Here is a 22,009-nt window from a genome sequence, read left to right as displayed (position 1 = left end):
TCGGAAACCACCCAACCGACAGGTCGCTCAACCCATCAGGTTGCGCAGCGCCGCTTCCACCGCCGCGGCGGTCGCCAGCGGCTTTTCCATCGGGAACAGGTGGGTGCCGTCCATCATGGCGATGCGGCCCTTGGTGACCAGCTGCGTCATCGCCATGCCCACGCGCTTCATCTCGGCCGACTGGCGCCCGCCGATGAAGGCGGCCCTGCACTTGAGCGGGTGCGCGCGCAGCAGTGCACCCAGGTTGTGCGGCAGGGTGTTGTAGATGGCGGTCTCGACGTCGCGGTCGAAGCTCAGCGAGCGGGTGTCATCCGTATCGAAGGTGCCGTGGTCGATGTAGTCGTGCAGCACCTGCTCGTCCCACTTCGCGAATGCCTTCTTGCTGCGGAAGTGCTCGAACACCGCCTCGCGGTGCTCCCAGCTGTTGCGCCGCTTGCGGCTGATGGCACCGGGCGAGATGCTCTTCATGAGCGGCGTGCGCTTGACCACGTTGAGCGTGTTCGCGCGCCAGCCGCCAAGGATGGGCGAATCGATCAGCACCACGCCGCGCGCCAGCTCGGGGTGGCGTGCCGCGCACATCAGGCTCAGGAAGCCGCCGAGCGAATGGCCGATCAGGAACACCGGGGCGCCCGCGCGGTCGGCGCGCGCCTTGGCGAAGTCGGCCAGCTGCTGCACCAGGTGCGGCCAGTTGTCGGTGACGGGGTATTCCGGGTCGTGCCCGAACTTCTCGATGGCGTCGACCTCGAAGCCGCGGTTGCGCAGGCTGTCGAGAACGACGCGGTAGGTGCTGGCGGGGAAGCTGTTGCCGTGCGAGAAAACGACCGGGGGCATCATCGAGGCCGCCGCCGGGCCGCCCCAAGGCGGCCGAGCCTCTCCCTCGGGGGGTGGCGAAGCACACGAAGTGACAAGCCGGGGGGCTCCATTGCTCAGATCAGCTTTTCGTCGGGCGTGGAAATTTTGCGCAGCGCGCCGTGGCGCGTGGCGGGCATCTTCAGCGGATGCTCGGTATGGCTGTCGTCCCACACCGGGTCTTCGATGCTGTCGAACACCTCGCGCAGCTTCTGGCCCCAGCTGTTGTGCATCATGCGGTAGTAGGGGTTGTCGGCGTCGATGCAGATCACGCGGTCGGTCTCGAGCTTGTTGGCCTCGTACACCACCAGGTCCAGCGGCAGGCCGACCGACAGGTTCGACTTCATGGTCGAGTCCATCGACACCAGCGCGCACTTGGCGGCCTCGTCCAGCGGGGTCTCGGGCGTGAGCACGCGGTCGAGCACGGGCTTGCCGTACTTCGACTCGCCGACCTGGAAGTAGGGCGTCTCGGTGGTGGCTTCGATGAAGTTGCCTGCCGCGTACACCAGGAACAGGCGCATGCCTTCGCCCTTGACCTGGCCGCCGAAGATGAAGGACACGTTGAAGTCGAGGCCCGCATGCTTGAGCGCCTCGGCGTCGCGGTCGTACACATGGCGCACCGCCGAGCCCAGCACGCGGGCGGCGTCGAACATGCTCTTGGCGTTCCAGATGGTGATGGGTTCGCCCTGCGAGCCGTCCTCGCGGGTTTCGCGCAGCTCCTCGATCTGGAGGATTTCGCGCACCGACTGCGAGATGCTCAGGTTGCCCGACGACAGCAGCACCATGACGCGGTCGCCCGGCTGCTCGTAGACGATCATCTTGCGGAAGGTGCTGATGTGGTCCACGCCCGCATTGGTGCGCGAGTCGGACAGAAACACCAGGCCGGCGTTGAGTTTGATGCCTACGCAGTAAGTCATGAGTTCATCTCGCATGAACAGTGCCCGGTCAGCCGGCGGCCTGTTCGCGTTTGTTCAATTTTTGAAGGGCGTACAAGGCGTCGAGCGCCTCGCGCGGGCTCATGGCGTCGGGGTCTAGTGCAGCCAGGGCGGATTCTACGGCGCTGGCCATGGGGGTTTCGGCCACCGGAGGCGGTGCGAACAGGTCGACCTGTGCACGCGTTTGCGCATGCTGCGACTCGAGCGCCTCCAGCGCCTGGCGCGCATGGTTGACCACCGCCGCGGGCATGCCCGCCAGGCGCGCCACCTGGATCCCGTAGCTCTTGCTGGCCGGGCCGGGCTGCATTTCGTGCAGGAACACGATGTCGCGGCCGGCTTCCGTGGCGCTCACGTGCATGTTCACCGCGCCGTGGTGCGTGGCCGGGAACTCGGTCAGCTCGAAGTAGTGCGTGGCGAACAGCGTGAAGGCCTTGCTGCGGTCGTGCAGCTGGGCCGCGATGCCCGCGGCCAGCGCCAGCCCGTCGAAGGTGCTGGTGCCGCGGCCGATCTCGTCCATCAGCACCAGCGACTGGGCCGTGGCGCTGTGCAGGATCTGCGCGGCCTCGGTCATCTCGAGCATGAAGGTCGACTGCGCATTCGCCAGGTCGTCGGCCGCGCCGATGCGGGTGTGAATGGCGTCGATGGGCCCGAGCCGGCAGGCGGCCGCCGGCACGTGCGAGCCGATGGAAGCCAGCAGCACCACGATGGCCACCTGGCGCATGTACGTCGACTTGCCGCCCATGTTGGGGCCTGTGATGACCTGCATGCGCTGTTGCGGGCCGAGCTGCGTGTCGTTGGCGATGAAACCGCCCGACGACTTTTCGGCCAGCCGCGCCTCCACCACCGGGTGGCGCCCTTGCGAAATCTCGATGCAGGGGTGCGACACGAAGCTGGGTGCGCGCCAGTGCAGCGTGTGCGAGCGCTCGGCCAGCGCGCACAGCGCGTCCAGCGTGGCAATGCCGCCGGCCAGCTGCGTGAGCGCGGGCACCGAGGGCTGCAGCGCGTCGAGCAGCTGTTCGTACAGCCACTTCTCGCGCGCCAGCGCGCGGTCTTGCGCGCTCAGGGCCTTGTCTTCGAAGGCTTTCAGCTCGGGCGTGATGAAGCGCTCGGCGTTCTTCAGCGTCTGGCGGCGGCGGTAGTTGTCGGGCACCTTCGAGAGCGCGCTCTGCGTCACCTCGATGTAGAAGCCGTGCACCCGGTTGAACTGCACCCGCAGGTTGCTGATGCCGGTGCGCTCGCGCTCGCTGACTTCGAGCTTCAGCAGGAAGTCGTCGCAGTTGTCGCTGATGGCGCGCAGCTCGTCGAGCTCGGCGTCGTGGCCGGTGGCGATCACGCCGCCGTCGCGCACCAGTGCGGACGGGTCGGGCTTGATGGCGCTCACCAGCAGGTCGGCGCAGCCGGGCGGCGGTGCCAGGCGCTCGGTGATGCGGCCCAGCAGTTCGGCGGACGCGGGCAGCAGGGGCGCCAGTTGCTCCGCTTTCGATAGCGCCAGGCGCAGCGCCAGCAGCTCGCGCGGGCGCACCTGGCGCAGCGCGATGCGCGCGGCGATGCGTTCCACGTCGCTGGTGTTCTTCAGTTGCTCGCGCAGCGTGCGCCAGGGCGCGGCCGTGCCGCCGAGCACCGTGGACTGCAGCGCGCCGATGGCTTCGAGCCGGGCCTGCGCCTCGGCGCGGTCGCGCCGGGGCGACAGCAGCCAGCGCTTGAGCAACCGGCTGCCCATGCCCGTCATGCAGGTGTCGAGCAGCGAGAACATGGTGGGCGACTCTTCGCCGCGCAGCGTCTGCACCAGCTCGAGGTTGCGCCGCGTGGTGGGCGGCAGCTCGATCAGGTCGCCGTCGCGCTCCACCGACAGGCGCTGCACGTGCGAGAGCGCGCGGCCTTGCGTGTGCTCGGCATAGCCCAGCAGCGCGGCCGCGGCGGCATGCGCGTTGGTGAGCGACTCGGCGTTCCAGGCCGCCAGGCTGTTGCTGCCCATCTGCTCGCTGAGCTTGCGCTCGCCCAGGCCGCCGTCGAACTGCCACGCCGGGCGGATCGACAGCGTGAAAGGCGTGGCGCTGCGCGCGGCCTTCAGGCGCTGCTCGAACGCGGGCGTCACTTCGGCGCTGTACAGCAGTTCGCTCGGCGCGATGCGGGCGATCCAGGTTTCCAGCGCGTCGGCCGGGCACTCGGCCAGCCGCAGCTCGGCGCCGGTCACGCTGAGCCAGGCCAGCCCGCAGAAATTGCGTGTGCCCGCATGCACCGCGAGCAGCAGCGATTCGCTCTTGTCGCTGAGCAGTTCCGAATCGGTCAGCGTGCCGGGCGTGACCACGCGCATCACCTTGCGCTCGACCGGCCCCTTGCTCGCGCCGACCTCGCCCACCTGTTCGCAGATGGCGACCGACTCACCCAGCTTGATGAGCCGACCCAGGTAGGTGTCGACCGCATGGAAGGGCACGCCGCACATCACCACCGGCTGGCCGGCCGACTGGCCGCGCTGCGTGAGCGTGATGTCGAGCAGGCGCGCGGCCTTTTCGGCATCGGCCCAGAACAGCTCGTAGAAATCGCCCATCCGGTAGAACAGCAGGGTGTCCGGATGGTCGGCTTTCAGGCCGAGGTACTGCGCCATCATGGGCGTGTGCGCTGAGTAGTCTAATTTGTCCATTTAAATCAATTACTTAGCGATCAAGCCGGCAGTTTTTGGGGTAATTTTGGTGTAATTTGGGCCATGTTTTGCATGCCCTCCCAGATGCGCTCAAGCTCTCTGGAAGACTCCGTATCTATCCAGCGGCCGTAGACCGTGACGAGCATGGAGTAGTCCTTGTGCCCCATCTGGTTGGCGATAAAGGCGAGATTGCCCCGCGCGGTGAGGTTCCAGCAGGCGTATGTGTGCCGGGTCTGGTAAGGCGGACGAGGACGGATCTCGGCGCGGCGCACGAGGTTGATCCACTTGGTGTTCCAGGCGCTCGGCACGAAGTAGTCGTTGACCACCGTCTTGCGGGCTTGCGTCTTCGGCGACAGCAGCACGCGCACATGGTCGATGCGCGACTCATGGCGGTTCAGCCACACGGTGAGACTGGCCGCTTCGCGTTGCTCGGCATCGGCGACCAGCACCTTCAATGCTTCGCGCGCCGGCGGCTGAAGCAACACGGTGCGCTCCTTCTTCGTCTTAGGCACCTTGAACGTCACCGACTGCGTGATGGAGCGGCGCACCGTGATCTGGCTGAAGTCGGGCGCCACGTCCTCGACGGCCAGAGCAAGCAGCTCGCCTGGCCGCAGGCCGGTGTAGACGGCCACGGTCACGGCAGCCTTGTCGACTGGGTGCAGACAACCCTTCTCGATCAGCGACAAGTATTCGTCGTAGGTCAGCGGGTCCGGATCCTTGATGCTTTTGGTGAAGCGCACGCAATGCTTGCCGAGCTCATCACAGTAGTGGTTGTTCTCGCACCAGTAGAGGAAGCCGGAGAAGGTCGCCAAATAGTGGTTCACCGTGGAGACGGCGCGTGTGGCGATCAGGTCCACGCGCAGTTTCTGGATGTCCTCGGGCAGCAACGAATCCACCAGGCGATTGCGACCGAGGGTGTCCACACAGATGCCGAGCGCGACCTCGTAGCGCGATTGCGTCTCCGGGGTGATGTCCACCGCCTTGAGGGGCTTGTAGCGGTCGCACAGCTCGCCCACGCGCTTGCCGGACGCCGTGCCTGCGGCCGAGCGCGCGTGAGGAAAGAAGTCGGCCTCGTTGTAGCTTCCGTTCCTCAGCGCGAACAGCGCTGCGCTGCGCAGGCTGATGGCGTGCTTGATGTTGTTGCGGGTCGGCTCCAGCCGAAGCGTGTGACTGTGGCGGGCGCGCTTGAACATGAAGAAGACGCGGATCGAATTTCCGCGTACCTCGACGCCGGGGTATTCCGTAGTGGTTGCCGCTGTTTTCGCCATCTGCTTACCTCACTGTTCAGTTCTCCGCTTTGCCATCGAGTGGCCACTGGCCGGTCTTGAGCATGAACAGCTCGAACAAACCAGGCGGCATCGCTCGATCGCCAGCCTCCCATTGCTGCCATCCACGCAGCGATGCCTGCACCACGTGGGCGGCTTCTGTTTGCGTGAGTCCCACGGCGAGGCGGGCTTTGCGGATGGCGTCGGGTTTCGGGTTGTGAGGTTTCGGGTCGTTCATGCGCCGGCAGCGAAGCCCGAGCCGCAGCTGCGACCGGGAGGTACTACGGGTCAAAGTATACGCTCATTGAGCGCATACGCGCCGTTCGTGCGTTGGACATGGCGCCGCTGTTTCCGACAGCCGTTAGAAGGCCTTGATGAGGGCATCGCTTTCGACCCAGCGCTCGAATTCGCCGAGGTTCACGAAGATGCGGCCGTCCGGCGCCTTGCGCCAGACGCGCCCTTCGATCCAGACACCGCCCTTGATCTTGTGCCGCACGGCGTTCTCGCTGTAGCCCGTGATCTCGGCGAAGCGCTTGATGAGCACCCACTGGCTCGCATTGCCCATGATGACCTCCGCTCAAGGCGGGCCACAGGAGCAGAAAAAGGGATGGCGGCCTTGTATGGATCGAATTGTCCGAACGACTGGCCGAAGGCAAAACCCACGTGGGCGTGCGTGGGCGCGTGAGGGCGTGGGCAGGCCGGCCGGAACTGTCGTGCTGCCTGGCGACAGTTCGCATTGTCAGTCGCGAGGCGCCCCGGGCGGGCCATCGGTCTCATGGGGTTCGTACCGGCCTACAACGCCCAAAGGCTTTGAGCGTGTTGCGCACTCACCAAGAATAATTGCCCGCAATTTCACGATAGACTTATGTGCAAGGCGTCCGCCGGAGCTTCGAGCGGCTCAAAACAGACACGCTGCCCAGGCAGCAGTCCCGATTCTGGAATGATTTGTCCAACCCATGCGAGCTCGCATGGCGCAGGACGGGTAATCGCTCGAACGTCCTGTGCCCAATATGGAGCTTTCATGGCTATCGACATTTCATCGGTCGCATTCGCGATCACCCACCATCCCAAAGCTGATAGTCGGATCAAGCACGGGCACGCCCAGCAGTGCTTTGCCGCGGCGCTGGGCTACAACTCCTTGGCGGCGCTGCAGGCGTCCCCCGATGCTGGCTTCTTGCCTGACCGAGAAACGCATGTCGTGCTCGACGTGGCTGCGTTGCTCGATCGAGCACATGAATTGAGCCTGGTTGTTGGGGGCGAAGAACTTTGCGTCATGGTTCGCGACGCAATCTCCAAGACCTGGGTGGGAACGCCCGTGCACATGTCCTTGGAAGCGTTCCGCAGTTCATTGCAGGAGGAAGTGAACCTGACCGTGGCCAACGACGGCATCGTGTCCGGCCAAACGGCAACCACGAACTCCGATGGCATCCGGGAAATCTACATGCCCATCGAAGGTCTGGAATTCGATGACGTACCGTCTAACGGAGACCCCCACGAGATCGAGATGTCGGGTCACATCGCGATGGAACAGGACCCCGAGCGTCCCTACTGGGGGCACCACGTGGATGTACGCGCAATCTTGTGGCTGGTGAGGCAGGGGCGCGCCTTTTGGGCGGCGGGTTGTCGCATCAACGATGCCGAACTCGATACCAACTGGGACCGGCCGGATATCTTGACGCTCGCCGAGGCGCTGGCAGATCTCCTTGATGTGGACATTGGAGCTGCTGAGGAGTTGACCGATGCGCCGTTGCAGCAGCTCGCATCGGAGGACGGGCTTGTGTACGGGTGGGAGTTTGACTTCAGCGAGGTGAACGTCGACGACGACGTTCTTGAGCAGGTGAAGGCTCGTCATGGATCCCTGCAGGTGAGGGTCGGGCCGGACTTCTTTGACCGCGTCCAGGAGTTCGACCGAGACCCCCGCCGCCATTACCTGCATGGTGACGAGATCGAAGACGAGCCGGGGGTGTATTTCTGTGCTTCGTGCGACAGGCCTGTGGAGGCCGATCACTTTGACCGCGAGCATGCGACCAAATCATACGAACGGTACTTCACCGATCTTCAGCGCTGGCAGCGTCGGCCGGCTCGGAGCAAAGGCGGTGTGCGCCGTCCCGCCAACCCCGTGAACGTCGTCGCACCCGCAGCCTTGGCCCATCAGGCTGCCTATGAGGAATCGCGCAGTCCATTTCACCGGTGGCTTGGGCAGCAGTCGCAGCGCAATGACCCCATCGGTGACCTTGCGCGCGACATTCGTCGCGACAAGGCGTTTCCGGCGGCCGCGTCGTCCCGAGAGGCCGTGCTGCGCTATTTGGAGGCAGTTGCGCGCACGCCCGACGTGATGCCCACGTTCAAAGACGCTTGGCGCGAGTTCAACGGCGCCAAATAGAGTAGCTAGGCTTTGGCGGCGGGCGCCGACTTTTTCTGCTTCAAGGTCGTGGTCGGGTAGCCAAAGCTGAAGAAGAAATGCGAAACGCGGATCGTGCCGTGCAAGGGCGCAAGCGCGGCATCCCGCTCGTGCTCGGTGTCGAAGTCCGCATGAGCAAAAAGTGCGGAAGGTTGTGCATATGCGAGACCGGCAGCCGTCTTGCGCAGGCGCAACGCAGTCGCCAGGGTTGTCTGCTCCAGCGCCGTTCTGATCGGAGGCACAACCTCGAGCTCCGGATCGAGCAAGACCCCCACCATTGCGGCAACCGCCTGCCGGCGGCTGTAAATGCCGGTGACGAAACGTCCGAGTCCCTGGTCCAGCAGATAGTGGTCGCGATGCTTCTTCTGACGACCCAGGCGCTTGAACTCGAAGACGAGCTTCATGCTTCGGGCCGCATCGTTCCAGCCGTACACGATATCGGTTCGGCGTTCCTCGATCATCGCTCCGGTGACGGGATCCACTTCCCCGATGATGTCCTCCGCAGCCCACATGCCAAGGAGACCATGCTGTCGGGCCACATGGTTCTCCACGTAGACCTTCAGGCGCTTGGTCAGTGCATCTTCCTTCGTCTTTGGATTGAATTCGGCCCGCGGTCGCTGCGCCAACTCCATCCATCCCTGTCGCAAGGCCTCTACGGCTTCCGTGGCCGCCTGGATCGGGAAAGCGGCCAGCCAGTTCGTTGCAGGAGTCTCCGTCGGGGCGCTCGCTGGCGTCATGCCGTCTCCGCTCTCTTCTGGCCATACGGCTGCGCCTGCACACTGCGCACAATATGCTCAGCATCCCGGTGGGCTTGTCTTCGGGTCCAATTGCGCCTGGCGAGGGGACGCACTAGGTACAGGGCTTCGTCGATCCACAGATGCACGTCTGGCACCAGGGTCAGAAAGTTCCCCGACGGGATGGCATGCAGCCCAAGGCGTCGGAGTTCCGCCAGGCTCACAAGCACCACCTCATCGTTGATCTTGGTGCTGACCTCTGGCTTGCCGGTTGGTTGCTGAACATAGGACACGCGCACAATGCCGCAGGGGCCGGCGCGCCGGGGATCAGTGGCGACGACATCAACCCGGAACCGTCCTTGGCCTTGCGTCTTCGTTCGCCATGCCGTCAGTGCCTCTGCGAGTGCACCGGCGTAGATGTCGAAATCGCCAGCCTCGACGCGGTGCTGCGCGGGGGTATCCAGGCTTTTGAAACTTCGCGGCCGCACCGAAGGCATCAGGATGTCCACGGTCTCTCGCACCAGCATCTGCTCTTCGCTCGTGAGGCCGAAGTAGGCAAAGATCGCTTCGTCGAGTTCACCGCGCAACGTGCCATAACGCGGCAACTGTTCCAACTCGGCAAGCGAGGTGAGTTCGGTGATGCGGGCCTGGACCGACTGCAACGCGGCTCGTGCCGCGTCAGGATCAGGCGCATCGTCCGGTGCGAAGAAGGGGAAGGTCTCCACATCGCTCAGATGCACGCCGTTGCGCTCGCAAAGCATCTTCCAGCCGCGCATCATCAGAAAGTAGCGGGCCAGGGTTGAGCGCAAATAGACCGCGACGAACTGCAGCAAGTCCGAGTCGGCCTTCGGGCCTGCAATCACTCCAATGCTGTGCGTGAACGAGGCGGGGCCGTCGTAGTAGACGGCGCGCACGTTCTGCTCGTCTTTCGAGAAACCATCTGGGAACAATACCCGCGGTCCATCGAAGACCTTCAAGATGTCCGCACCGAGGCCCACCACGGTGTCCTGGTGCGCAGGCCATTTGGCCAGCAGGTCCGGGTGCAGGACCGGCGAACCTACTCGCAAAGCGGCGATTGGCACGTGCGGTTTCTTGCGGAGCACGCCGGCATCAACGGCCTCACGGCTCTTGTCATGCAGATGGATGCCCTTGCGGTATGTCCAGCGGCGAAACTCTTTCGGCCCGTGCCAGAAATCGGCGAAGGTGCCACGCAAGGTCAGCCGGGTCCAGATGGCCAGATCGTTCGCATCGCCCCACATCATCGTGACCAGCAACTGCGGATCTTCGGCCACCGCGCGGGTCTGCAGCGTATGGCGGTCGGCGGACTGCATCGTCAGCCTGCCCAGGGCGAGGCTCAGGTCAGCCTTGGGGACCAGATACTCGAAGGTCTCGTCGAAGGGAACGAGACTGCGATCACCACTGCGGCGTTCACCGAGAAAGACGTGGCAGGTGTTTTCCGCCGTCGGGAACAGCAAGCCCTGCAGATCACCGAAGTTGATCAACCGCAGCGGCCGGTAGCTGCGCAAGGTGTGCGCCACGAAATTGGCATTCGAAGCGGAAGCGCCGAGGAATTGGCCGATCGGCAGGATGATGCAAGCCCGACCACCCTCCGACAGGAACTCCAGCGCGCGCAACGCATACGCCCCTGCAATCTGCCGCCGAGCGAAGGGCACACGTGCACGCTCCGCCCAGTCATCCGCCGACGTGCGAGTCTCACCTTCAGGTTCCGCCCATGGCGGGTTGGAGATGATCAGAGAGAAGCGGCGGCCATGGAAAGCGTGCGAGTTGCGGAAGAAATCCCCCTGCACCTTGCCATGGGCCAGGTTGGTGTCCCTCAAGGACGGCAGCTTGGTGCCGTCACGCTCCTGGGCCTCCAGAATGTCCGCCGGATCAAGTCCCTCCAGCAGCGACAGGTACAGGCTGAAGGCCGTGACGCGGCAGGCCATGAAATTGATATCGGCGCCGAAAATGCTCCGCACCAGCAGATCGCCGCGCTCAGCGAACCCGAGTCGTTGCCCCCTATTTGCCTCCGACAGCGCAATGAGGCGACGGTAAGCGGTGGTGAGCAGGATGCCGGACCCACAGGCCCCGTCAAAGATCGTCTCCGCCAAGGGATCCGGAGATGCCATGAGCGCCTGTTCGACCGCGAGCATGGCCAGGTTGCGGGGCGTGTAGTACGCGCCTTCTTTGGCCTGCTGCTCGGGTGTGAGGAACTTTTCGTACAACCCCGACAGCAGCTCTACCGGGATGTAGCTGAAGTCGTAGTTCCAGAAATCCCCTTGCCCGGTTTCCATGTCGGTTCGACTTAGAAACTGGTTCAGCAACTCGAAACCCGAGTCCGCGAGCGCCGTCCAGGGATCGTGCCGATCGTCCCCTAGGAAGTCACCGTTGAAGTCGCCCCGCAACCGATCAACCAGAGCCCGAACGCCCTCCCGATCCATGCGCGCGACGAGTTCGTGCAGTGGGGTCACGCCGCGACGTTCGCGATAGGTCGCTCCGACGATCTCTCGATGCTCCAGGTACGAGATAAACAGCACCTGTCCCATGAGCAGTTCGGCCAAACGCCTGCGCGGAACGATGGATGCGTTGCCACGCAGCCCGTCGTCGGTCAGCTTGCTCACTGTGGTCGACAGATTGGCCAGCAGCTTGCGATCGACCCGCGCCTTGACATCGAACCATTTCGGTAGCCTGCGCGACAGGTTGGCCGTTGCGATATCGAGCGCGGAGAACGGCCCGTCAGGTCTCGCGTCGTCCAACTGCAGCCGTTGTTCGGCCTGAAGCTTTCGCGCTGGCAAGGCGACCGCCTCTGAACCCCTCAGCTCGATCACGACTGTTGCAAGGTTCTGGTTCCAGATGCGCTTGCGCACGTCGTCGAGCGCCGACGACATCAGGGGTCCGTCTTCGCCCACGAAGACCACAGTCGGCACGCCTTCGACATCGAACACCGCCTGCGCCCGAATCGCCCCGTTCGGCTTCAAGAGACCGGTGATCTCCATAGCATACGGGTGCGCGGCCGGGACCGCAGTTCCGCGCACGTGCAACGACGCAGGATCGGCTGAATAACCGAGCCTGTCGAGCCATTGCTGCACGGACGCACTGGCCATGGCTAAACCTCCAAGGAGGCAACTTCGGACAGGAACAACCCGCGTCCGACACGATGGTCATTCATGCCGAGCGCCTCCGCTCACGGCCGTTCGCAGCCTTCAACGGACGCGTCACGGCATGCACGGAAGGAAGCGAAAACATGTCAAGCTGTCCGGCAGCAGCCGCAGCGTCGGGCAAAGCGAATCCGTCCCGGATCACCGACAAATGCGGGTCGAGGCCAATGAGAATGGCATCGCCCGCCGGCAGAGGGGCCTGATCGTCAAGGAGTGACAACTCGCCCTGCGAAGTCAGCGCAAGGCGCCGCCCCCACAGCGCGATGAAGGACGCCGAGCGCAACTCCTCGCGCAGCTTCGCAAAGTTCTCTTTGTGGAACTGAAGCTCGACGCCAAAACGGTCCCGCAGAAGTACCGCCACGCGAAGGACCAGAATGGTCTGCCAACTGAACTGCGCAGGCGAGCCCTTCTGCTGGGGTCGCACGTCAGCGGGCACCAGCGCTCGGCGACTGGTCCATTCGCGCAGTTTTTCCGTCGAAAGACCGGTAAGCTGGGACGCTACCGGGGTCGGCACGAGGCGCACGATCCGCTCCTTTCGACGAGGGGTTTCTAGATCGGGTATTGTACCCGATCTGCCCCCTAGGTCGGGTAACGTACCCGATTTCGCAGCTGCCTCGATCGGGGCGCTTGACAAGGCCCGAACAGGCTTGATGGCAGCTACCGGTTTGCCTGGGCCTGCGCCTTGCAGACCGCGGGCTTTCGAGTCACAGCGATCAACCCCAGGAAGGCGCGCAACTGCGCCACGGCCATGGGGTGACCGCTGAAGTCAACCGCGTCGATGCACTGATGCCTGCTGAACCGGCGCAAGTGATCGACAAGCGTCCCGACCGCGGTGGCTTCACGAAGCCGATGGCTGTGTCAGCGCGTGCCGGACATTCGCGCTTTCGCGTCCGGCGCGAACCCCGTGGCATTCCGTGGCTTGTCCTGACAGAAGGCTGCCACGGAAGTCGATGCCTACACTGCACGTTTGTGTAGAGCGCAAAGAGGTGTAGCTGTCGCTATCACATGCCCACCAGAATCCAAGAACCATGAACACGCCCGATGATCTGGAGTTCCCGCCCGATTTCTTCGATCCGCCGGCAACCCGTCCGGATTTCTGGCCCGACAACCCCGTGCTGCGCCGCGCCGTGGACTGGTTCAAAAGCTTCATTCCTCCCGAGGAATGGAAACAGCGGCGCGAGCGCGCAGCCCGCCGTCTCTACCTCTCCGCGATGGGCCGCAAGGACGAATCGAGCGATGGGCGCTTCTTCGACAAACGCGACAGCTTCGGCTGGTACCTGTTCCTCGCCGACGCCTTGCTGGACCACATCGGCAACTATGACTACGTCTTTGGCTCACGCGTCGTCCCCGTGCTCGAGGCCATCGGACGTGACCTTGACCTTCTGCTGCAGGTTGGGGGTATTGAGTCGCGGGTTCGCCGCATGGTCGCCGAGGACCGTGCACAACCCAATGGAAGCCTGTTTGAGCTCTTGGTCGCGGCGTGCTATCGGCGCGCGGGTGCTCAAGTCGCCTTCGTCGAGGAACAGCCTGGCAAGGCTCAGACGCATGACATGGATGTCATCCTGAACGGCCAAACCTGGGCGGTTGAGTGCAAGCGCATGGAGGTTGGCGAGTACGGCGAGCGGGAACGCCTGCAGCTCGGCCGGCTGTGGGACGGATGCGGCGGGCATCTTGCCAACATCGAGAGGAACACGCTGTGCCGCGTGAGCTTCCGCGTCGAGCTTGCTGCCGTCCCTACCGACTACCTATCCGCCAAGGTACATCGCTGGCTCGCCTCCGGCCAGTCGCCCATGGCGTGGGACGATGACATCGGTTCGGGCGAGATCTTGCGGCTGGACCTGCGCCCTCTGCAGCAGGTGCTGGCGACGGACCTCGTGCTGGGCAGCAGCATGCGAATCCTGGAACTCCTGACGGGGCGCTATCTGCGCCATGCCAACTATCGAACGATGCTGAGAACCAAGCCGGGCGACAACCCCCGCTACGTGGACGCCTGCGACTTGGCGGTGGTGCTGCATTGGGAGAGTCTGGCCGAGGCCGCCATCGGTGCCAAGGCGCGCGACATTCGCAAGAAGTTGTCCGAAGCCACAGCGCAACTGCCCGATGGACGGCCGAGCATCGTGCACATCGGCTTCGAAGCAGTCGAAGGGGACCGTGTGGAGCGGCTTCGCTACGAGAAGATCATGGCAACCGCGCGCCAGTTCAATCCGGCAGGCAAGCAGTTGGACTACGTCTACTGCCACTATTTCGTCCCGGAGAGCCCGCCCGACGAGTGCTGGGCTTTTGACGAGACCACGCAGTGGTGTGCAATCAACAAGAGTCGTCCCAGGCCACTGGGCGACATCTTCCTGGTGTTGCCTGCCGCTGCGGACAACCGGGCCGGACCGCACTGGCAGGAATAGCAGGCACCGGCGGCCAGCGACTCTGGCGCTGGTCAAGCTGCTCAACATGCTGGACGCCGCCCCGAACTGCTGGACGAAATCAGGCCCGCATAATCCCTTCTCATGGCCAGCACCGTCCATCCAATTCACTTCGAGGACTACAGTGGCGTCCAGTTCGAACGCCTTGTCCTTGCGTACCACGTTCGTGCTGGCTGGCATGACCTGATCTGGCATGGCCAGTCGGGCGGCGATCAGGGGAGGGACATCTCCGGCATCGAGGACTCTGACGATCGGCCCGCACGCAGGACGATCATCCAGTGCGCCAACCGTGGAACGCTGACGCTGGCGAAAGCCCGCACCGACATGGAGAAGGCTGCCGCGGCTGTCGGTGGCAAGCCCGATGCATTCAAGTTCGTCTGCCGCGGTGCTGTCTCCGACGCGAGCAGAACACGGATCGGAGAAGCAGCGGCCGTGCTCGGCGTGAAGCACGTGACGATATGGTCGGGCGTTGAGTTCGAGGAAAACCTTCGGCTTCGTGCCGAGTACCTGTTGCACCGCTTCGTGCGAGGCGTCGAGTTCCCCGACGCCGAAGTGGAGATCCGCAAGTTCGTCGACGACTTTCCGGACTTGTCCGACGCCGATGCGCTGGGGCTGATGGCCGCCGTGTTCGACCGGCCGGCCTTCCGCACGCCATTCCACCAGGAAAGTTCGCTCCCGGCTTTCCAGCAAGCCATCGAGGACACCATCGGGGCGCTCAACACCGGCGTGTGGCGAACACGCGAAGGCACCGAAATCAGGCGCATTCCTTCGATTCATCACATCAGGGACCAGCGCGTGCGCAAGGTGCTGACTCAGGTTCTTCGCCAAGTGGACGAGTTGCGTCGCATCTTCGTTGCTCGCCTTCGGGAGGGCGGGATTCGGCACTGCCAATGCGGCCAGCCTGATTGCCCCACGTACATGCTCACTCAGGGTGTCGCCGATGAACTGGATGATGCCCGCGACCGCCTCCTCACCGCGTTTCGTTCGGTGCATGCGCCGTTCGATGTCGCCCTTCGGTAATGGCCGCGCGGATCGCTCCTTTCAGTTCGCAGCACCTCGAGGCCGCCTGCCGCGTTCTCGCCGACACCGAGCGCGGCCTGAGCGGCACGCAGATCGAGCGCCTGCTGCAAGAGATCGAGGTGGCCGATCCGTCGCCCGGCATGACGAAGTGGAAGCGGCTGTTCAACGCGCTCGCCGAGGCGCAGAACAAGCATCAGATCGGCAACCACCTCATCATGTTCATCAACCGCGCGATGGATCCGGTGAACTACGCGCGCGAGCCCAGGACGTTTGCCTGGCGACGCGATGAACTCAACGTGGTGCTCGCGTTCTCTGGGTTCTGTGTGCGCGATGACGGCAGGGTGGGGTATGCCGACAAGGCGACGACGCTGGACGCGGCCCGCGCTCGCGCGGGCCGTCTCAAGGCTGCGTTGGAGAGCCGCGTCGTCCATGTGGAGGTCTTGAACTACTGCCGCGCCGAGTTGCTGGACGAAAACTACTTCCACGCGGTCTTCGAGGCGACCAAAGGTGTGGCGGAGCGGATCCGCACGCTGTCGGGTTTGACAGGAGACGGCGCCGACCTGGTGAACAAGGTGTTCGCGGGCCAGCAGCCCATCCTGGTCCTAGGGCCGCTGACCACCGACTCCGAGAAGAGCGAACAGAGGGGCTTCGCAAATCTGTTGATCGGACTGTTTGGTGCTGTTCGCAATCCGTTGGCGCATGCGCCCAAGACGAATTGGCCCATGTCTGAACAGGATGCACTCGACATCCTGACGCTGGTCTCATTGATTCATCGCAAACTGGATGGCACGCAGAGAGCGGCGGTAGCTTCGCCATAGGCTTGGACGGTCTCGTTTTGACGGCGGCCTCGTCGCCGCGCTGCCTGTCTAGTCTCTTGCGCGAAATCGCTCCGGATCGAAATGCATCAATATCCGGGTCACCTCGGCCTCCGTGCTTCGCTCCAGCGCGAACAGATCCCTGACGCGGTTGTAGGCGTCGGTGAGAAAAGTCAGCTGCGCTTCCGGACTCCAGTCTTGGCTCTGCCTGACTTCGCGGGTGTCGTTTCGCCTGGACGGCGTCCGATGGCTTTGCCATTCAGAGAACCACTGAAGATCCTTGACGCCGAAGAGTCCCGCCTCGACCCGGCGCGTCTTTAGCGCCTGGAAACGGTCCATCACCGCCATCGCCTTGCGCAGCAACTGTGACCACTGCCCGAGCATCGGGTGGTCCCTGAGCAAGAGTTGACCTTGGCGCGGGGCGATCACACTACCATGCAACATCCAGAACTCACCGGTATCCGTGAAGAACATGGTCATGTTGGTGGACGACGCCTCGCCCGGCTCACGCTGGCCAGTGACCCAATAACGAACGTATCCCTCTTCCGTCGCCCCGTAGTTGCCGCTGCTTCCGCTGTCGCCCGGCGCATCGACGCTCTCGGATTGGTTCAACTTGGCGATGTCCGAAACCGACGGTGCGCCATTCTTCCAACCGGCAGGGATGATCCGCATGAAGGCGCGTGGCACATCGGGCATCGCGACCGTCTCGCGTCTTGCTCCTCCAAAGGCGTCGTTGTGCGTGAGCGTGTCGCCGGCCGAAGCCCAGATGGAGTAGTTGTCTGCTTTCGGATCAGCGCCAGCAATCTTGGCTGTGACCGCGAGATCATCGGCTCGCTCCTCAAGATTGGTCCGCAGCGCTTCCTTGAGTTCCTTGACGAGCTTTGATCGCACCGCCGCGTGGGTTTGCTTGTCGGCGGTTTCGCTCAGCACGAACGTGATGACACGCCGTTGACGAATATCGAAGGGAAGATCCTCCACCTTCGCGCCACCGGCCATGTTCAGGATTCCAATGACACGCTCCCACCCGGGCCGATGCATTGCCCATCCGAGTTCGATCATCACGTTGGGGTTCGGGAGCCACTTTCCGTCTGGAGACTGTGCGATGGGGGTGAGGTCGGCGACGAACACTGCCGCATCCGCAATCTTGTTGAGGATCGTGGCGGCGATGTCGGCCATGCCACGTTCACCCTTGGTGTCGTGGTCAATCTCAGGCCGATCCGCATCATCGATACCGATCTCGTTGGCAACCTGGGTGATTGCTTCGACCAAAGCACCGCGGATGAAATGACGGCAGGTCTTGGGTGAATAGTCGCTTTGCCAGGACCAGAATATCTTTGCGGTGTGTTCGTTCATCACTTCTCAGTGTCAAATTCGGCGCGGCCTTGCATTGGCAGAGGACGGTATGGCAACCGTGCCGATTCCAAATTATGCGTCCCGGCGTACCGCCGTCGGGCTCGCGGACTGCGCCCCGTGCTTCGTGCCGAATCACGGCCATCCGGCTTTGATCCCTGACGCCTCCGGCCCTTGAGGGCCTGCGCGCTGCGCTTGCCAGTCCTTGTCTTCGTTGGAGGGCGGTGAGCGGTCTTGCTGTTCCCTTCACCGTATCACGGCGTTCTCGCCGTCAAGGGCTGCGCGCCGATGGCGCTTGCGGCCCATGGCCGTCTGCGACCCCTGACCGCTTGCGCTGCGCCGTGCTGGCGACGGTTTCGGGCAATTCCGCCCGAGTAACCGGAGATCGTCATGAACGACAAATCGCATGTTTCGATGGAGCAACACGTCTGCCTGGTCTGTGGCGTGGCTTTCGACACCGGCGCCATCCTGCTGGACAAGCGCCTGCGCGCGAGCATGGAGCGTCACACGACGACAGGCTGGGGCCTGTGCGCCGACCACCAGAAGCTGGCCGATGACGGCTTCATTGCGTTAGTCGAATGCGATCCGCAGCGCAGCGGTTCGCCCGGTGGCCGCCTGAAGCCCGAGCAGGCCTATCGCACCGGCCGGTTGGTGCACATCAAGCGCCCCGTGTTCACGCAGCTGTTCAACGTGCCGATCGAGGCGAATCAGCCTTGCGTCTTCGTCGAGCCGGGCGTCATCGAGCAACTGCAGGCAATGGTGCCGCCGGCGGCGAGCTGATTGCGCACTGAGGCGTCACGCGCCGCGTCCGCTTGCTGCGGACGCGGCGCTTTTTCTTTGCTGCGTCTGTGTCGAAGGCTTCGGCGCTGGCGGGCCTGCGCGCTGCGCTTGCCTCCAGGGGATCGGCCATGCGGCCCATCCCCGCCGCGCTGGGCTTGGCGCCCCTGCAAGACCGCCGACCAGGCTGCGCCTGATCGGCCTTCGCGCCTAGCGGCGCTGCGCGCTTCGCTTGCGTGGTGCCGGCGCCGAGAGCGGCCGTTGCCGCAGTCGCCGTCTTTCCTGAGCCCATCACCTTGTCCGCGACTGTAGCCCGCGGCCGAGTGCCGTCAAGGCGCGCCGGGCCGTGTCCTCGCTGCGCTGCGGGCCGCCCCACACCCGGCGCTTGTTTCCTTGACGGCACTCGGCCGCGGGCTCCCTTTCGTCGCGGGCGATGAACTCAGGAAAGACGGTGGCAACGAGGCCGACCTGGGACTTCGCGCCGACCCACCGGAAGCCCGAAGAGGGCTCTGAATCTAGGAATCCGGTGAGGCTTTTCAACAGCCAACTTCATTGGAGAAAGACATGCAACTCGCATCCCGTTTCGCACCGCGTTCGCCGGTGCTGCGTTCGGAACATCCCTTGTCGGATGACCAGATCAGGACGGTGGCCCCGTCCATCTTCGCGCAGGCTCCGCACGGCAGCCGCTCGCACCGCTACAGCTACATCCCCACCGCCACGGTGCTGCACAAGCTGCGCGGCGAAGGCTTCCAGCCCTTCATGGTGTGCCAGTCCCGCGTGCGCCAGGAGGGGCGGCGCGACTTCACCAAGCACATGCTGCGGCTGCGCCACGCCAGCCAGATCAACGGCCGCGAGGCCAACGAAATCATTCTGCTGAACTCGCACGACGGCACCAGCAGCTACCAGATGCTGGCCGGGATGCTCCGCTTCGTCTGCATGAACGGCCTCGTGTGCGGCGACACCGTGGCGGACGTGCGCGTGCCGCACAAGGGCGACGTGGCGGACCACGTGATCGAGGGCGCTTACGAGGTGCTGGAAGGCTTCGGGCAGGCGCAGGCATCGCGCGATGCCATGCGGGCCATCACGCTGGACGGCGGCGAGGCCGAAGTCTTTGCGCGTGCCGCGCTGGCTCTCAAGTACGACGACCCCGACAAGCCCGCGCCGATTACTGAGGCGCAGGTGCTGGCCCCGCGCCGCTTCGATGACGATCGCCCCGACCTGTGGAGCGTGTTCAACCGCACGCAGGAGAACCTGACCCAGGGCGGCCTGCCTGCGCGCACGGCCAACGGCCGCCGCCAACACACCCGGCCCGTGCGGGGCATCGACCAGAACGTGCGCCTGAACCGCGCGCTGTGGCTGCTTGCCGATGGCATGCAGCGCCTCAAGGCCTGAACCCCACGCGGAGGGGTTTCATGCCAACACGGCCCTTCCGTTTCTTCCTCCCGTTGGCTTGTCCGTTTCCTCACTTGATAGGAGTTTCATCATGAATACCGCTACCCTTCACGAAACCACTGCCATCGCTGGCGCCGTCGCCGTCGCGCTCGAAGTGGCCGACCCGACCCGGAACCTGATCTTGGTCCCGCTCTCGCGGCTGCTGCCGCGCCGCTCCAAGCGCAACGCGCGCACGACCCCGCGCCTATCCATCCCGGAACTGGCCGCGAGCATTTCCCGCCTGGGCCTGCTGCAAAACCTCATCGTCATCGTCGCGCCTGACGGCGAGCACTACGAAGTGGTGGCCGGCGACCGCCGCTTGACCGCCTTGAAGCTGTTGGCGAAGAGGAAGCGCATCGCTGCCGATCACGAAGTACCGTGCCTGCTGGTGGCTGACGCGTCGGCCCGCACCGTCAGCCTTGCCGAGAACCTGCTGCGCGAGCAGATGCACCCGGCCGACCAGTTCGAGGCGTTCGCCGCGCTGGTCAAGGAAGGCCGTCCCATCGAAGACATCGCGGCCGACTTCGGCGTTACCCCGCTGGTGGTGCAGCGCCGCCTCAAGCTCGCCAACGTCTCGCGCCGGTTGCTGGCGGACTATCGGGCCGATGCGGTGACGCTTGAGCAGTTGATGGCGCTCTCCATCACCGACGATCACGCGGCGCAGGAAGCCGCGTTCTACGACTCGCCGCAGTGGCAGCGCAGCCCCCATGCGCTGCGCGATCACCTGACCCGCGAGGAAATCGATGCGGGCGGTGACCCGGTGGCGCGCTTCGTCGGGCTGGATGCCTACGCGCAGGCAGGCGGCGGCGTGCGCCGCGACCTGTTCGCCGACGAGCACAGCGGGGTTTTCCTTGCCGATGCTGCGCTGCTGGACACGCTGGCCCGCGACAAGCTCGCGGCGGTGGCCGACGAGGTGCGCGCCGAGGGCTGGGGCTGGGTGGACGTGGCCCCGCGCGCCACCTACGCCGACCTGCACCGCTTCCAGCGCGTGCGAGCGGCGCGCCGCGAACCGGGCAAGGCCGAGGCCAAGCGCATCGCCAAGCTCGAAGCCGAGCAGGCCAAGCTGCAGGAGCGGCTGGACGACGATAACGAGGCCATCAGCGACGACGAGGCGCAGGCCCTGCAGGACGCGATGGATGTGATCGGCAACGACCTGGACGCCATCGAGCGCAAGCTGCTGGTCTATCCCGTGGGCGTGGTGCCGATGGCCGGGGCCGTAGTGTCGCTCGATTCCGAAGGTGCGGTGGTGGTGCATCGCGGCCTGCTGCGTGAGGACGAGGCCAAGGCATTGCGCGCGCAGCAGCGCGGCGCGGAGGCCCCGCAGGCCGAGGACGACGCACGCGATGTGGACGCGCAGGAGCGGCGCGAAGACGAGCCGCCCGCGCTGACGATCTCCGAGAAGCTGGCACGCCGCCTGTCGGCGCACCGCACCGCCGCCTTGCAGGCCGAGGTGGCACGCCATCCGCACGTCGCGCTGGTGGCCGTGGTGCACCGGCTCGCGCAGCGCATCGTGCTGGACGGTTACCACGGCTCGCCGCTGAACATCAGTGCCGACCCGCAGGACCGGCTGGAGCAGCACGCGCCGGACGTGGCCGAGGCTCCGGCCGCCGTGGGCATGCGCAAGGTGCGGGAGGCCTGGGGCCAGCGCCTGCCCGAGGACTCGGAGGCGCTGTTCGCCGAGTTGCTGGCGATGCCGCAATCCGAACTGCTGTCTCTGCTGGCGGTGTGCGTGGGTTTCACCGTCAGCGCGATCACGTCGCGCGAAGGCGACCGGCCCGCCGCGCTGCTGGCGCAAGCAGTGGGTCTGGACATGGGCCAGTGGTGGACGCCGACCGCTGCGGGCTACTTCGAGCACGTGTCCAAGGCCAAGGCGCTGGAAGCGGTGCAGGTGTTCGCCCCTGGCGAAGTGCACCGGCTCGCCAAGCTCAAGAAGGCGCAGATCGCCGCCGAGGCCGAGCGCCTGGCCGCAGGCAGCGGCTGGCTGCCTGCGATGTTCCGTGCGTCAGAGGCCGTGACGGAAGCCGCTGCAACGCAGGACGAAGCACAAGAGCCTGCGGATGTGGCCGATGAAGAGAGTGCCGAAGAGGCGCAGGCATTGGCCGAGGCCGTCTGACACGGCATGCCCCGGCCTGCGGGCCGGGGCTTTTTCCGACAGCGCGACGCGCGCGGCAGGTGTGCCGCGCGCGTTTTCACATCCAGACCCGCCGCAGTTCGCC

Annotated in this window: 17 protein-coding genes; 7 read left to right on the top strand and 10 right to left on the bottom strand. The window is 64.8% G+C overall.

The window, feature by feature from the left end; translation table 11 throughout:
- Positions 1–27 precede the first annotated feature (27 nt).
- The 6 genes from BM004_RS08240 to BM004_RS08215 all read right to left on the bottom strand — a co-directional run bounded on the left by BM004_RS08240 (position 28) and on the right by BM004_RS08215 (position 6,255).
- Positions 28–831, bottom strand: a complete 804-nt coding sequence (locus BM004_RS08240) for an alpha/beta fold hydrolase (protein WP_093213042.1) — start codon at positions 829–831, stop codon at positions 28–30.
- Between the two features lie 95 nt (positions 832–926).
- Positions 927–1,766, bottom strand: coding sequence for a proteasome-type protease (locus BM004_RS08235; protein WP_093128451.1), 840 nt, complete (start codon positions 1,764–1,766; stop codon positions 927–929).
- A 28-nt stretch (positions 1,767–1,794) separates the two neighbouring features.
- Positions 1,795–4,425, bottom strand: a complete 2,631-nt coding sequence (mutS, locus tag BM004_RS08230; protein WP_093212492.1) for a DNA mismatch repair protein MutS — start codon at positions 4,423–4,425, stop codon at positions 1,795–1,797.
- A gap of 20 nt (positions 4,426–4,445) precedes the next feature.
- Entirely contained in the window at positions 4,446–5,693 is a 1,248-nt protein-coding gene (locus BM004_RS08225; RefSeq protein ID WP_093212490.1) for a tyrosine-type recombinase/integrase, read from the bottom strand.
- 16 nt (positions 5,694–5,709) lie between these two features.
- Entirely contained in the window at positions 5,710–5,928 is a 219-nt protein-coding gene (locus BM004_RS08220) for a helix-turn-helix transcriptional regulator (protein ID WP_093212488.1), read from the bottom strand.
- 123 nt (positions 5,929–6,051) lie between these two features.
- Positions 6,052–6,255, bottom strand: a complete 204-nt coding sequence (locus tag BM004_RS08215) for an excisionase (RefSeq protein ID WP_093212486.1) — start codon at positions 6,253–6,255, stop codon at positions 6,052–6,054.
- A gap of 456 nt (positions 6,256–6,711) precedes the next feature.
- On the opposite strand from BM004_RS08215, the gene BM004_RS08210 reads away from it, so the two are divergent.
- Positions 6,712–8,073 carry a sterile alpha motif-like domain-containing protein gene (locus BM004_RS08210; RefSeq protein WP_177206421.1) on the top strand — a complete coding sequence of 454 codons (1,362 nt, stop codon included), beginning with the start codon at positions 6,712–6,714 and terminating at the stop codon, positions 8,071–8,073.
- A gap of 5 nt (positions 8,074–8,078) precedes the next feature.
- On the opposite strand, the gene BM004_RS08205 is transcribed toward BM004_RS08210, so the two are convergent.
- From BM004_RS08205 to BM004_RS08195, 3 genes are all read right to left on the bottom strand, one after another.
- Complete coding sequence (locus BM004_RS08205; protein ID WP_093212482.1) at positions 8,079–8,828, bottom strand: Fis family transcriptional regulator; 750 nt, start codon at positions 8,826–8,828, stop codon at positions 8,079–8,081.
- Complete coding sequence (locus tag BM004_RS08200) at positions 8,825–11,929, bottom strand: HsdM family class I SAM-dependent methyltransferase (protein WP_093212480.1); 3,105 nt, start codon at positions 11,927–11,929, stop codon at positions 8,825–8,827. The genes BM004_RS08205 and BM004_RS08200 overlap by 4 nt, the downstream gene beginning before the upstream one ends.
- A 61-nt stretch (positions 11,930–11,990) precedes the next feature.
- Entirely contained in the window at positions 11,991–12,506 is a 516-nt protein-coding gene (locus BM004_RS08195; RefSeq protein WP_093212478.1) for a hypothetical protein, read from the bottom strand.
- Between the two features lie 505 nt (positions 12,507–13,011).
- On the opposite strand from BM004_RS08195, the gene BM004_RS08190 reads away from it, so the two are divergent.
- From BM004_RS08190 to BM004_RS08180, 3 genes are all read left to right on the top strand, one after another.
- Positions 13,012–14,382, top strand: a complete 1,371-nt coding sequence (locus BM004_RS08190) for a hypothetical protein (RefSeq protein ID WP_093212476.1) — start codon at positions 13,012–13,014, stop codon at positions 14,380–14,382.
- A 102-nt stretch (positions 14,383–14,484) separates the two neighbouring features.
- Entirely contained in the window at positions 14,485–15,420 is a 936-nt protein-coding gene (locus BM004_RS08185; protein ID WP_093212474.1) for a hypothetical protein, read from the top strand.
- Entirely contained in the window at positions 15,420–16,238 is an 819-nt protein-coding gene (locus BM004_RS08180; protein WP_093212472.1) for a TIGR02391 family protein, read from the top strand. Before BM004_RS08185 ends, BM004_RS08180 begins: the two co-directional genes overlap by 1 nt.
- Positions 16,239–16,286: 48 nt before the next feature.
- Here BM004_RS08180 and BM004_RS08175 read toward each other — a convergent pair whose 3' ends face one another.
- Complete coding sequence (locus BM004_RS08175; protein ID WP_143072414.1) at positions 16,287–17,588, bottom strand: hypothetical protein; 1,302 nt, start codon at positions 17,586–17,588, stop codon at positions 16,287–16,289.
- A 387-nt stretch (positions 17,589–17,975) separates the two neighbouring features.
- Between BM004_RS08175 and BM004_RS08170 the strand changes: the two genes are divergently transcribed.
- From BM004_RS08170 to BM004_RS08155, 3 genes are all read left to right on the top strand, one after another.
- Positions 17,976–18,365 carry an ATPase gene (locus BM004_RS08170; protein WP_093212468.1) on the top strand — a complete coding sequence of 130 codons (390 nt, stop codon included), beginning with the start codon at positions 17,976–17,978 and terminating at the stop codon, positions 18,363–18,365.
- A gap of 561 nt (positions 18,366–18,926) precedes the next feature.
- A complete protein-coding gene (locus BM004_RS08160) occupies positions 18,927–19,754 on the top strand; it encodes a DUF932 domain-containing protein (protein ID WP_093212466.1) in 828 nt (275 codons plus the stop codon).
- Between the two features lie 91 nt (positions 19,755–19,845).
- A complete protein-coding gene (locus BM004_RS08155; RefSeq protein WP_093212464.1) occupies positions 19,846–21,906 on the top strand; it encodes a ParB/RepB/Spo0J family partition protein in 2,061 nt (686 codons plus the stop codon).
- Positions 21,907–22,009 lie beyond the last annotated feature (103 nt).

The sequence above is a fragment of the Variovorax sp. OK212 genome, assembly GCF_900112425.1.
GTDB lineage: Bacteria > Pseudomonadota > Gammaproteobacteria > Burkholderiales > Burkholderiaceae_C > Variovorax.
This window is presented reverse-complemented; position numbering and strand designations above follow the sequence as displayed.

What these genes read in the sequence shown, in the direction of transcription:
- BM004_RS08240 (WP_093213042.1), bottom strand. Translation starts at nt 831, where the DNA reads ATGCCCCCGGTCGTTTTCTCGCACGGCAACAGCTTCCCCGCCAGCACC.
- BM004_RS08235 (WP_093128451.1), bottom strand. Translation starts at nt 1,766, where the DNA reads ATGACTTACTGCGTAGGCATCAAACTCAACGCCGGCCTGGTGTTTCTG.
- mutS (WP_093212492.1), bottom strand. Translation starts at nt 4,425, where the DNA reads ATGGACAAATTAGACTACTCAGCGCACACGCCCATGATGGCGCAGTAC.
- BM004_RS08225 (WP_093212490.1), bottom strand. Translation starts at nt 5,693, where the DNA reads ATGGCGAAAACAGCGGCAACCACTACGGAATACCCCGGCGTCGAGGTA.
- BM004_RS08220 (WP_093212488.1), bottom strand. Translation starts at nt 5,928, where the DNA reads ATGAACGACCCGAAACCTCACAACCCGAAACCCGACGCCATCCGCAAA.
- BM004_RS08215 (WP_093212486.1), bottom strand. Translation starts at nt 6,255, where the DNA reads ATGGGCAATGCGAGCCAGTGGGTGCTCATCAAGCGCTTCGCCGAGATC.
- BM004_RS08210 (WP_177206421.1), top strand. Translation starts at nt 6,712, where the DNA reads ATGGCTATCGACATTTCATCGGTCGCATTCGCGATCACCCACCATCCC.
- BM004_RS08205 (WP_093212482.1), bottom strand. Translation starts at nt 8,828, where the DNA reads ATGACGCCAGCGAGCGCCCCGACGGAGACTCCTGCAACGAACTGGCTG.
- BM004_RS08200 (WP_093212480.1), bottom strand. Translation starts at nt 11,929, where the DNA reads ATGGCCAGTGCGTCCGTGCAGCAATGGCTCGACAGGCTCGGTTATTCA.
- BM004_RS08190 (WP_093212476.1), top strand. Translation starts at nt 13,012, where the DNA reads ATGAACACGCCCGATGATCTGGAGTTCCCGCCCGATTTCTTCGATCCG.
- BM004_RS08185 (WP_093212474.1), top strand. Translation starts at nt 14,485, where the DNA reads ATGGCCAGCACCGTCCATCCAATTCACTTCGAGGACTACAGTGGCGTC.
- BM004_RS08180 (WP_093212472.1), top strand. Translation starts at nt 15,420, where the DNA reads ATGGCCGCGCGGATCGCTCCTTTCAGTTCGCAGCACCTCGAGGCCGCC.
- BM004_RS08175 (WP_143072414.1), bottom strand. Translation starts at nt 17,588, where the DNA reads ATGAACGAACACACCGCAAAGATATTCTGGTCCTGGCAAAGCGACTAT.
- BM004_RS08170 (WP_093212468.1), top strand. Translation starts at nt 17,976, where the DNA reads ATGAACGACAAATCGCATGTTTCGATGGAGCAACACGTCTGCCTGGTC.
- BM004_RS08160 (WP_093212466.1), top strand. Translation starts at nt 18,927, where the DNA reads ATGCAACTCGCATCCCGTTTCGCACCGCGTTCGCCGGTGCTGCGTTCG.
- BM004_RS08155 (WP_093212464.1), top strand. Translation starts at nt 19,846, where the DNA reads ATGAATACCGCTACCCTTCACGAAACCACTGCCATCGCTGGCGCCGTC.